This window comes from Streptomyces sp. NPDC005070 (assembly GCF_053600395.1).
The window spans coordinates 12540-23777 of the sequence record NZ_JBSFZS010000041.1 but is presented as its reverse complement, the minus strand read 5'-3'; the positions used below and the strand labels follow the sequence as shown (position 1 = coordinate 23777).

Here is an 11238-nt window from a genome sequence, read left to right as displayed (position 1 = left end):
CTCCTGTCAGTGTGCAGGCCACCAGAATCAACCAGGCCACGCGTCGGCTACCAGGCTCATGTGACCACACGTACGGCACCAAGCCGGTTGCCACCACCGCGATCATCCAGAGTGCGATCAGCAATGCGAAACCGCTCCGTCGACCGCCGCACCGGCACGGTCCGTCTCCCTTACCGCGGCCGATGGGACAGCCTCTCCACCGGCCAGCAGGCCGTCAACCGGTCCCACGCGAGAGATCCGTGCATTGGTCGAGCAGGCCATCGCCACCCTCAGTCCTGGCGCCTCCTCCGCAAACTCCGCTGCTCGACGACCCGGGTCACGAGCCTCGTCCAAGCCGTCCTGGTCCTCCAGCTCACTGCCACGGGCTGAGATCAACCCGCTGCATTCACCAGATCCGTCAACTCGGCTTCCGTCGTCGCGGCCCGCAGACGAACGTCGAAGGTGTAACCCTCATCGCAGAACACCAGGTCAAGGTCCGTGGGTGCCAGCCTGCGGAAGACGATCGCCAACCAGATCGCGTCTTCCTCCCAGACGTCCATGTACAGGCAGGTACCGTCCTCGTACAGATAGGCCTCATCTGGGCCGTTCTCGGTCTCGAACTGCCATATGAGGCTGCGCACTTCGCTGCGTCGAGTCGATCTCGACCCCGGACCACCGGGCACGGATCGCGTCTGTCAGACCGTCCCGATCGATGCGCCATCCGCCCGCATCACCCTCGACCACCGCCAAGAACGTCATAGCCAGGGTCTACCAAACCTTCGTGGCACAGCGTCGATCGGCTGTCGCCTGAAGTTGGAATGGGCTCACTGAGCTTCTTCGAGCGGGCCACCGGTCGGGTGACGGTCCGTGAAGCGCAACGAGCGAGGCCCCCGGGCAGTTGATCGAGATGTCTGACGTCTCAACCACGCTGCTCAGGGGCCTCGTTGGTCATCTATACCTGCCGCACTCGACCTGCCACATGCGCTCGTGGAGTGGGTCACCATGCTCATCGTCACCCGTGAGGGTGACCGCCGCTGCAAGCTCCGTCCGTCAGCGCGCGATAGTGGCACTGGTGTACCTGCGCGAGCACACCACCCTGGCGAAGGTCGCTGCCGGGTTCGGGATCAGCGAGTCCACCGCCCACGCCTACACCAGCGCGGTCATCGACCTCCTCGCCGACCGTGCACCGGGCCTGCTGAGGGTCCTACGCGAGCAGGATCCGGACTTCGTCCTCCTGGACGGCACGCTCGCCGAGTGCGACCGGGTCGGCGACGGACGGGCCGACTACTCCCACGAGCACCGCCGGCACGGGGTGAACGTGCAGGTAGTCACCGATCCGGACGGCCGGCTGCTGTGGCTCTCGCCCGCGCTGCCGGGCCGCTCCCACGACCTGACCGCCGCCCGCACTCACCGGATCATCCGCATCTGCGAGCGCCAGGGCGTCCCCATCCTGGCCGATCTCGCCTACCAGGGCGGTGGCCCCTGGCTGACCACGGGCATCAAACGCAGGCCCCTGCGGGAACTCACCCCTACCGAGAAGACCGTCAACCGGGCTCTGGCCGCGGCACGGGCACCGGTTGAGCGCGACGTGGCCTGCCTGAAGTCCTGGCGGATCTTCCGCAGGTCCCGCTGCAGCCCCAACCGCATGACGTCAATCGCCAAAGCCATTCTCACCCTGGAGCGGCAACGCTGAAGAGGCTCACTGAAAGTGATATCTATGCGCTATGCAGTGATATCCGGTGAAAGGTGATCTCTTGTCCGATATCCAGGCGTTCGACGTCATTATCGTCGGCTCCGGGGCTGCCGGTGGAATGGCGGCGCACGAGCTCTGTGCGGCGGGTGCTCGCGTCCTGATACTGGAGGCGGGCCGGGACTACGATCCAGGGACCGAGACGCCGATGTTCAACACGCCGCAGGACGCGCCTTTGCGGGCGGCCTCGACGTCGGACAAGCCGCAGGGTTTCTACGACGCCACCGTCGATGGCGGCTCACAGATCGTCGGTGAGCCCTACAGCCAGGCGGACCCCCCGAATCCGGATAGGTCGAATCAGTTCAGCTGGTGGCGGCCGCGGATGCTGGGCGGTCGCACCAACCACTGGGGTCGGGTGGCGCTGCGCTTCGGACCGTACGACTTCAAGCCGAAGACCCGTGACGGACTGGGCTTCGACTGGCCGATCGAGTACGCCGACCTGGCGCCGTGGTACGACAAGGCCGAACGCCTCATCGGTGTCACCGGCCTTCCCCACGGGATCGAGAACGCCCCCGACTCCCCGCCCGGCGTCCAGCTCCCACCGCCGCCCCCGCGCGCCTTCGAGATGGTCCTCAGCCGGGCGTTCGAACACCTGGGCATGAAGACGGCGGCGATCCGGGCGGCCGTACTCACCCGCCCGTTGAACGGCCGCGCGGCGTGCTTGTACTCGACCCAGTGCACCCGGGGCTGCTCCAGCCGCTCCAACTTCCAGAGCACGACCGTCCTCATTCCTCCGGCCCACGCCACCGGCAATCTCACCGTCGTGTGCAACGCCATGGTGTCCCGGGTCGACGTCGACGCGACCGGGCGGGCCGCCGGGGTCACCTACAACGACCGGGTGACCGGCTCCGAGTTCTCGGTCACGGGGCGGGTGGTGGTGCTGGCGGCGGGAACCTGCTCGTCAGTGCGCATCCTGCTCAATTCGCGAAGCGCCGCGTTCCCCAACGGGATCGGAAACGGCCACGGGCTGGTCGGCAAGTACCTGATGGACTCGGTTGAGTTCTCGCGCTCGTCGCGAATTCCGATGCTCGAAAAACTCCCCGTGCTGAACGACGACGGCATCTTCACCCCGCACATCTACGTGCCGTGGTGGCTGCTGCCCGAGCAGGCTGCCGGGCAGCTCGGGTTCCCGCGCGGGTACCACATCGAGCCGCGTGGGGGGCGCAGGATGCCGACCACCGGCATCGGAAGCCTGATCGACAACAGCAGCGCGATCTACGGCGACGCCTTACGGGCGGAGGTCCGGCGGAGGTACGGCACCGCCGTCACTCTCATCGGCGAGGGCGAGATGATCCCGAACGAGGATTCCCTCTGCGAGCTCGATCCGACGGTCAAGGACAAGTGGGGGGTTCCGGTCCTGCGGTTCCACTGGAAATGGGGAAACTCGGAAGTCCGGCAGGTCACGCACATGCGCGACACCTTCAACAAGGTCTTCAGCCTGCTCGGCGGCGCGCCGGACACCAGTCCCATCGCGATGCCGCAGGGCGGCGGGGCGGTCCACGAGGTCGGCGGCGCGCGGATGGGGACCTCGCCGCAGAACTCCGTGCTCGACGCCTACAACCAGTGCTGGGACGTAAGAAACCTGTTCGTCGTCGACGGCGCCTCATTCGCGTCGAGCCCGGACAAGAACCCCACGCTCACCATCCTGGCCCTGGCCGCGCGGAGTTCGGCCCGCATCCTCGAACTGCTGAGGAGCGGTGGCATCTGACCACGCCAGGCACCTAACAGCCGAGCGAGCGCGACCGGATGACGGTACAACGGAAGCGAAAGGAAGAGATGGACCAGCACAGTGCCGCCGAGGTCGGCACCGCACCGCAGGGCTACGGCACCGATCCCAACCTCGTGACGCCGCACACGCCATGGTCGCGCACCCTCTCGGAGCGCGAGCGCGCACTCGTCGGGGCCCTCGCCGACATCGTTCTGCCGGGCACCGCCGAGTACCCGGCGCCGAGTGCGATGGGGATCGCCGACTTCTTCGACGACTGGGTGAGTGCTCCCTACACGACGCAGCAGGGCCACAGGACCGTCATCACGACCGGCCTCGCCATGGTCGAAGCGGAGGCGCGGCGCCAGTTCGGGACGGGGTTCGTCGAACTGGACGCCTCCCGGCAGCGCGCGATCGTCGACCAGATCGCGTCGACCACCGCGACGGACCGGAGCTTCTTCACGAGGTTCCGGTCCCTGCTGCTCGCCGGCTACTTCACCTCCGACATCGGCTTCAAGGCGATCGGGTATCCCGGGAACGTGCCGCTGCTCGCTTTTCCGGGCGTCCCGCCGGAGGCGCAGCGCATCATGGACGACGAACTCAGGAAGCTGGGGCTGTAGCGTGAATTCGGTGACCGCGGGCACTCCGCGCATGAAGACCATCAGGGAGTACGTCGAGGCGGGGGTTCTGCCGCTGGACGACCTCAAAGGCGCCTTGCAGCTCGCGATGCGGCTGGAATTCGCCACCATCCCGCCGTATCTGTGTGCGCAGTGGTCGGTCAAGGACGACCCGGACCGCACTGAGGGTGCGCTACACAGAATCGTCAGCCAGGAGATGAACCACTTCGCACTGGCCGGAAACCTGCTGGCCGCGATCGGCGGCCGGCCGTCGATCGCGCACCCGGACTTCCTGCCGACCTATCCGGCCGACGAGCTGCCCGGCGGCATTCCGCAGCAGCTTCCGGTTGATCTGAAGCCGCTGGTCAAGCACCAGCTCGCGGTGTTCATGCAGATCGAGTACCCGGAGTTCCCCCCGATCGCCCTCCTGCGCGGGCGGCCGCCTGCCACGATCGGCGCCTTCTACGACACGATCATCCAGACGTTCCAGAAGCTCGAGCCGGCGATCGACCTGAAGGCCCACGCGGTGGAGGTGCCTTTCGCGAAGCCGATCAGAACGGTCGCCGACGCGGTCGACACGATCGACCGGATCAAGCGCGAGGGGGAGGGGACGCAGGGCTCCCCCGACCAGCCGCCGGAGGAGGGGGGTAGCGGACACGCGCACTACTACCTGTTCAAGGAGCTCTACGTCCAGAAGCGGCTGGTCAAAACCGGCGGCAAGTGGAGTTTCAGCGGAACTCCCGTCACCCTGCCGGAGGTGTACGACTTCGCGTCCTCACAGGCCCGGCCGAACCCCTCGACCGAGTTCAACCGCACCCTGTCGAAGCTGCTGGTCGACCTGGAGACGTGCTGGACGTCTGGCGCACCGCCGAACGTGGCGGCCATGTTCCAGCTTCAGACCCTCGGGCGGGACCTGATCAAGCGAGGGATCCGTCCGGAGTTCCGGTGGGATGACGGAGCGGCCTGAGCGAGCTCTGCGCGTGCCTGCGGGACCGGCCGGACACACAGCGGCCCGGAGGCGGGCTGTGAAGTTTGCCCCGGGCATGGCGGGTATGTCGACCGGTTACGCGTAACGCCTGACAGCGCGGCCATGAGCCAGGACACGTCGCAAAAAGGGGCCCCGGCCGACGAGCCCGGCGACCATGCCCTCGGCCGGTCCCGCGGCGATCTGACGACCAAGATCCACCTGGCCGCCGACGGCCGCTGCCGCCCACTGTGCTTCGTCCTCACACCCGGGCAGGCCGGCGACGCACCCGCCTTCGAACACGTCATGGCCAAGGTCCGGCTGCCACGACCCATCGAAAGACCCCGAACCAGGCCGGATGCGGTCCTGGCCGACAAGGCCTATTCATCCCGCGCCATCCGCGAACACCTGCGACGCCGCGGAATCCCGGCAGTGATCCCGGTCCCCACCGACCAGCAGGCACACCGCCGACGCGGCAGCCACGGTGGCCTGCCACCCGCCTTCGACCGCGAGGCCTACAAGCAACGCAACACCGTCGAACGCTGCATCAAGCGCCTCAAACAGTGGCGTGGCATCGCAACCCGCTACGAGAAGACCGCAACCGTCTACCTCGCCGGTCTCCACCTCGCAGGCATCTTCCTCTGGTCAGCACGCTGATCCAAAAGAAACGGCCTAGCTATAGCTAGCCTGGCTGCTGGGTGCCATGGCCACCACCCTGCTAGCGCTACTGTTGTGGGGTTTTCCAGCAGTTGATCCGAAGCCAACCACCACCGGCCGCCAGGTCGCCGTCGGGCAGGATGTCACGTTGACCACCGACACCCCCGACCCGGTCAATCCCACGGGGGCGTGGTCCGAGCGCGTCACCACCCAGCGGTTCAAGAAGGCGCTGCGTGTGGTGATCAACTCGGTGGTCTTCCGCTCCTCCGGCCAGGAGCTCACCACCGCCGGCACCTACACAGAGACGACCTCCCGCATCGCCGAACCCATTCTCCTTGGCCTGGCCGCCCTGGCCATCCGCGGTCGTGTCAAACGCTGACCACCAGCCCCACCGCAGAAGAGACCGCAGACGTCACGACCATTACTAGGTACGAAGTGATCGGCGCGCTCGCACCGCCCCGAGGCGCCGCACAGAAGATTTCAGGGCCCAGGTCACAGCCACGCCCACTGAAATCTTCTGTACGGCCCGACACCGGATCTTCGCCTTCGCCGGCTCTGGCCCACCGAAGCGGGGCCAAGATCGGCCCGTTGTCGCCGCTCGACCCGGCACGAGCATCGCGGCGATCGCTACAGCCGGGGCGGTCGACCGGCGCACGGTCTACCGGCGCTTCGCTACTCGCGAGGCGCTGACGGCCGCCGTCCACATCGCCAAGCTCGACGCCTGCGAGGAGCTCGTCGCCCGGGCCCGGCTGAACGAATCCGTGAGCTGCGCGAGCACGGGTGTCGGCCTGGCTTGAGGCGGAAGCTTCACCCCTCCCTCCACCGCAGATCGGGCCCGCGGACCAGGCCGGGTGCGCCGGTGCGGGAGGACGGATGACGCAATGTTCCGAGTGCCTCCTGAACGTCGGGTGTGTGATCGATACAACGGTGAAGCTGTGCGGCACGGCAGGCTCACGAGGGCTGAACCCGGGACCCAGAAGCGCCTGGGGGGTGTCGTGGAAACGGCTCTGTGCCACTGAACCGGGCCTCCCAGGAACCGGTCGGCGGGTCCGTATTGTGTGCCGGTCCGATCTTCTCTGTCACCCTCCGGCCTCGACGTACCGGAATTCCGGACCGAAGGTCATCTCGCTGCCATCCGACAGTGGGATCTGCATCAGCTGCCGCGCCGGATTCTCCAGTTTGCGCATCTCCTTGACGGCTTGGTTCAGCAATTGTGCCGGTGTTGGCGTACTTGACGGATCAGCCTGCCAGGCGTTTTCGAGGGACCGAAGCATCGCACTGTAGTGCTGATTGAAGGTGTCAAGGAGTCCACGCACCTCACTGGAGATCGGAACCCCTCCCTGCTCCCAGCCACCGGTGGGGACTGTCCCCATGCGGGAGGTCCGTGGCATGGGAATCTCGTCGCCTTGGAAGTCGAACCGCTGCGGGTCGCTTGACACCAGGACCAGTTTTCGGCCGTGGAAAATCTCCCGGAAGGAGTAGAAGTGGGCCAGTTCCCCCGGCTGCCCCGGGAAGGGGTTGTCCGGCGACGCGGTAGTTCCTTCCCCCTGTTCCTTGATGATGGTGATGGCAGCATCTACGTCATCCAGCGATGTGAGTGCGACGACATCGTTCCCCTTGCCGTGGAACGACATGTCCCTGGTGACCTGCTTGGTTCCCTTGATGAGCTGCGGCTGGTTCCGGAACGCTTCAAGGATTTGCGTGTAGAAGGCCCCGATGGACGTGTGGACTTCCGCGTCCTCGACGACAGGGTCGTCGGGCCTCTCGATCTGGGAGTACATGTTGACCGCCTCCCTGGTCAGGCCGGTGAGGGAAACGGACAGCTCAGGCCGTACGCCGCCGGGCAGTGGGCCAGGATATTTCGGCACCAGTGCCGCGTCGGCGATCCGGGGGGCGCCGCCGATGGTGGTGAGCATGTTGCAGACCAGGCCCATGTGGGACATCTCGTCGAAGATGATTTCCTTGATCGTTTCGGAGACGTCGCCGTCACGGTCCGGATCTTCGATCGACCAGAGACCGCACAAGTAAGGGGGAAGCGTCGCCAGCTCCAGCAGGACCGCCTGCTGCAGTGCGTTTTTTAGCCACAGCTCGTCGTGTTCCTCGGCGGGCATCCGCATCAGTTCGACGATCATATTGCTTCGATAGTTGAGAACCGTGGACACAGTGGTCTCCTTCTCGCTCACGGGGGATTTTGATTCATTGTGAAATACGGCGGGTGTGCGTCACTGGAGGTGCGAGACCGCGCTGGCAGAGTTCATCCGTACGGTGGGCGTGGGTTGCGATACGTCGAAGCGGTGCTCGGGGAGGAATTCCTATTGTCCGGTAGGGATTCCCGTGTCGACTGCTGTCACATTCACCTGTTTGGCCGCGGCTCGTCGGAGTGCAAACCGGCACGACAGGCCTCCCCGGAGGTGACCGTAGAAGAGGAACGGTGCTCCTGGAGCCCGCCTTCACTCGCGAAGCTGTCGGGCAACCTCGTGCTCAGGTGAACGCAAGTCGGCAGTCGGGAGCAACTGAGGACGTGATGGCCAAGTCGCGTATCACTGAATGATCCACCAGGCTGGACATCAGGTCCTGCACCGCCCACGACAGCCTTCTGCTGCCTCCGACTGATCCAGGTCAGACGGACCCATCCACGGTGCGGGCTTCTGTTCCGGCACCGGCCACCCTGCAGGCCAGCCCGGAAGACGTCACGTTCCAGGCTCGATGAAAGGGGCCCGCATGCCCGTCGATCTCAACAACCCCCTGTCGTGGAAGAACGCCACCGGTGACGCCGACGCGATGCTGCAGAATCTGCAGGCCAATATTCTGAAGGGCCACGTACGCGAACACCTTCACATCCGGCTGCTGCAGTTCGGCCAGGGCGCGGAAGCCATTGCGGAGGCGCGGGCGTTCCTGACCGGGCTGGCCCCGCTGGTGAAGTCGGCCAAGACGCAACTTCAGGAAGTGAAGGCCTTCAAGGAGGGCGGGCCGAAGGACGTGTCGGACGTGCCCTACGTCGGGGTGGGACTGACATTCGCGGGCTACGAACAGCTGGAACTGGCGGACCGGGCTCCCTCCGATGAGGCGTTCAGGAGGGGGATGCGGGACGACGGGACCCGGGAAAGGCTGGGAGACCCGGAGGTCGCGCAGTGGGAAGCCGGCTTTCAGGAGACGATCCACGCCGTCGTTCTGGTCGGCGGCGCCGAAGCCGGCCCGGTGGACAGCAAGCGCCAGGAGATTGAGGGCCTGCTGACGGGCTCGATCCGTGTGCTCGGCAAGGAGACGGGACGCGGCATGCACAATGCGAACGGTGATGGGATCGAGCACTTCGGCTATGTCGACGGCCGCAGCCAGCCGCTGTTCCTTACCGAGGACCTGGAGGAAGAGCTCCGCCGGACCGACGGAGTCTCCGTATGGGACCCGACCCAGCCACTGGAACGCGTACTGGTCGCGGATCCGGCCGCACCCGACCCCGCGACGGACTTCGGCAGCTACTTCGTGCTGCGCAAGCTGGAGCAGAACGTCCTGGCGTTCAGGCAGGCGGAGGAAGCCCTCGCCGATGCGTTGAAGCTTGAGAACAACGACCGCGAGCGAGCCGGTGCCATGCTCGTCGGCCGCTTCAAGGACGGCACTCCGCTCACGCTGCAGGCCACGCCCGGAGCACACAGCCCGGTGATGAACAACTTCAACTACGCGAGCGACGGCGCCGCCGACAAGTGTCCGTACCAGGCACACATCCGCAAGACCAACCCGCGCGGCTCCGGCGGCTTCGGGCAGCCACCGGAAGCCGAACGCCGCCACCTGATGGCGCGGCGCGGGCAGACCTATGGCGAGCGGTCCGAGGGCGACCTTCCCGAGACCGGCGTCGGCCTGCTGTTCATGGCATTCAACTCCGATCTGAACAAACAGTTCGAGTTCACGCAGCACACCTGGGCCAACAACCCCGGCTTCCCAGAGCCCGGTGAAGGTGAGTCGGCCCCCGGTCTCGACCAGGTCATCGGGCAAGGCGATCGCCCCCCGGCGACCTGGCCGCGGGTGTGGGGCAAGGCGGAGGGCCAGGAAGTCCCTGCAATGGTGCAGGCCGTGACCATGAAGGGCGGCGAGTACTTCTTCATGCCCTCGCTCTCCTTCCTGCGCGGTCTGTGACCGGCACGCACCGACCACCACGAGCTGGAGACCTCCTCGTAGCCTTCACGGACCCTGTCCAAGGACCCGGTACTGCTGGTGACGATGTACTGCCGCACCGACTCTGACCATGCACAGGCCTGGCGGCATAGGTGTCAGGCCTGCGCGGCGGGGGGTGCCTCTATGTCTTTCGTCAAGCGAGGCGTGGGGTTCTGGGTTCGTAGAAGGTGCCGTCGCGGAGGATCGCGAAGAGCACGTTGACCCGCTGGCGGGCCAGGCGGAGAAGTGCCTGGGTGTGGGTCTTCCCGCGGGCCCGGCATCGGTCGTAGTAGGTGCGGGAGGCGGGATCGTGCAGCGCGGCGAATGCCGACAGGAACATTGCGCGTTTCAGCTGCCGGTTCCCGCCTCGTGGCGCGTGTTCGCCGTGGATCGAGGTCCCCGACGACTTCGTCGTCGGGGCAAGGCCTGCGTAGGAGGCCAGGTGGGCAGCGGTGGGGAAGCTGGTGCCGTCGCCGACGGTGACCAGCAAGGTGGCGGCGGTCCTGACCGCGACCCCCGGAATCGAGGTCAGGACCGCGGAAAGAGGGTGAGCCTCCAGCAGTTGTCCGATCTGGGCTTCCAGGGCTCGTCGCTGTTCGTGGACGGCCGCGAGCGAACGGGCCAGGGACGGGATCACGAGGTCGAGGGTGCCGGTGCCCGGGACCACGACAGTCTGCTCGTCGAGCGCATCGAAAACCTCGTCGATCAGACGTTGGGCCATGCGCGGAGCCCTGGGCCGGATCACCTCAACCAGCTTGCGGCGTCCGGCTTAGCGCAGGGCGGTGGGGGATCCGTAGCGTTCCAGCAGCCAGGTCACAGCGGGGTGGTCCAGGCGCGGGCCCAAGACGCGCTCCAGGCCGGGGTGGAACTGGGTGAGCAGGCCCCGTATCCGGTTCGAGGTGCGGGTGGCCTCGGCCGCCAGGTCCTGGTCGAAGCCCACCAGCACGGTCAGCTCGGCGGTGATCTCGTCGGTCAGCTGGAGCGAGCGCAGGGTGTGCGGCATGGTCCGGGCGGCGTCCGCGATCACCGCGGCGTCCCTCGCATCGGTCTTCGCCTCGCCCGGGTAGAGATCGGCGATCCGCCGCATCGCCAGTCCGGGCAGGTAGGCGACCTTGCAGCCGGCGTCCCGGGCGACCGTCAGGGGCAGGGCCCCGATCGAGGCAGGCTGGTCCACGATCACCAGCACGGTGCCGAACTTCGCGGCCAGCCTGTCGAAGACGGCCCGCAGCTTCGGCTCGCTGTTGGGCAGCTGCTTGTCGAAGACCTTCTTCCCGGCCGGGGTCAGCCCGTGCCCGTGATGGGCGCTCTTGCCGACATCCAGGCCGAGGAAGACGCTCACGTCGTCGATGTCGTTCAACCCATCCTCCCGAACGGGGTTCGTGCGGTGCTGGCCAGGGCGTTGGCGTCGTATGCGCGCATC

Annotated in this window: 7 protein-coding genes and 4 pseudogenes; 8 read left to right on the top strand and 3 right to left on the bottom strand. The window is 66.6% G+C overall.

Annotated features, from left to right (window positions below; translation table 11 throughout):
• Positions 1–153: 153 nt before the first annotated feature.
• A pseudogene (locus ACWEBX_RS16260) lies at positions 154–369 on the top strand (transposase family protein); the annotation flags it as partial.
• Positions 370–371: 2 nt separating this feature from the next.
• On the opposite strand, the gene ACWEBX_RS16255 reads toward ACWEBX_RS16260, so the two are convergent.
• Positions 372–620 carry a hypothetical protein gene (locus ACWEBX_RS16255; RefSeq protein ID WP_451885494.1) on the bottom strand — a complete coding sequence of 83 codons (249 nt, stop codon included), beginning with the start codon at positions 618–620 and terminating at the stop codon, positions 372–374.
• A 361-nt stretch (positions 621–981) separates the two neighbouring features.
• Here ACWEBX_RS16255 and ACWEBX_RS16250 point away from each other — a divergent pair.
• From ACWEBX_RS16250 to ACWEBX_RS16225, 6 genes and pseudogenes are all read left to right on the top strand, one after another.
• Positions 982–1672: pseudogene (locus ACWEBX_RS16250) on the top strand (transposase family protein).
• Between the two features lie 61 nt (positions 1673–1733).
• Complete coding sequence (locus ACWEBX_RS16245) at positions 1734–3437, top strand: GMC oxidoreductase (RefSeq protein ID WP_451885493.1); 1704 nt, start codon at positions 1734–1736, stop codon at positions 3435–3437.
• A 68-nt stretch (positions 3438–3505) separates the two neighbouring features.
• Positions 3506–4054: a gluconate 2-dehydrogenase subunit 3 family protein gene (locus tag ACWEBX_RS16240; protein WP_451885492.1), complete on the top strand. Its 549-nt coding sequence runs from the start codon at positions 3506–3508 to the stop codon at positions 4052–4054.
• A 10-nt stretch (positions 4055–4064) separates the two neighbouring features.
• Positions 4065–5018 carry a ferritin-like domain-containing protein gene (locus ACWEBX_RS16235; protein WP_451885491.1) on the top strand — a complete coding sequence of 318 codons (954 nt, stop codon included), beginning with the start codon at positions 4065–4067 and terminating at the stop codon, positions 5016–5018.
• 111 nt (positions 5019–5129) lie between these two features.
• Positions 5130–5672: pseudogene (locus ACWEBX_RS16230) on the top strand (IS5 family transposase); the annotation flags it as partial.
• Between the two features lie 46 nt (positions 5673–5718).
• Positions 5719–6051 (top strand): hypothetical protein, encoded by a 333-nt coding sequence (locus ACWEBX_RS16225; protein WP_451885490.1) that lies wholly within the window; start codon positions 5719–5721, stop codon positions 6049–6051.
• 700 nt (positions 6052–6751) lie between these two features.
• Here the strand turns inward: ACWEBX_RS16225 and ACWEBX_RS16220 are convergent.
• On the bottom strand, positions 6752–7834 hold the full coding sequence (locus tag ACWEBX_RS16220; protein ID WP_451885489.1) for a ferritin-like domain-containing protein: 1083 nt from the start codon (positions 7832–7834) through the stop codon (positions 6752–6754).
• 559 nt (positions 7835–8393) lie between these two features.
• On the opposite strand from ACWEBX_RS16220, the gene ACWEBX_RS16215 reads away from it, so the two are divergent.
• Positions 8394–9800, top strand: a complete 1407-nt coding sequence (locus ACWEBX_RS16215; RefSeq protein ID WP_451885488.1) for a Dyp-type peroxidase — start codon at positions 8394–8396, stop codon at positions 9798–9800.
• A gap of 172 nt (positions 9801–9972) precedes the next feature.
• Here ACWEBX_RS16215 and ACWEBX_RS16210 read toward each other — a convergent pair.
• Positions 9973–11175 (bottom strand): annotated as a pseudogene (locus ACWEBX_RS16210) (IS110 family transposase).
• Between the last annotated feature and the right edge of the window lie 63 nt (positions 11176–11238).

Excerpts from the sequence above, each read along its gene's own strand:
- ACWEBX_RS16240 (WP_451885492.1), top strand. The coding sequence starts at position 3,506 with ATGGACCAGCACAGTGCCGCCGAGGTCGGCACCGCACCGCAGGGCTAC.
- ACWEBX_RS16225 (WP_451885490.1), top strand. The coding sequence starts at position 5,719 with ATGGCCACCACCCTGCTAGCGCTACTGTTGTGGGGTTTTCCAGCAGTT.
- ACWEBX_RS16215 (WP_451885488.1), top strand. The coding sequence starts at position 8,394 with ATGCCCGTCGATCTCAACAACCCCCTGTCGTGGAAGAACGCCACCGGT.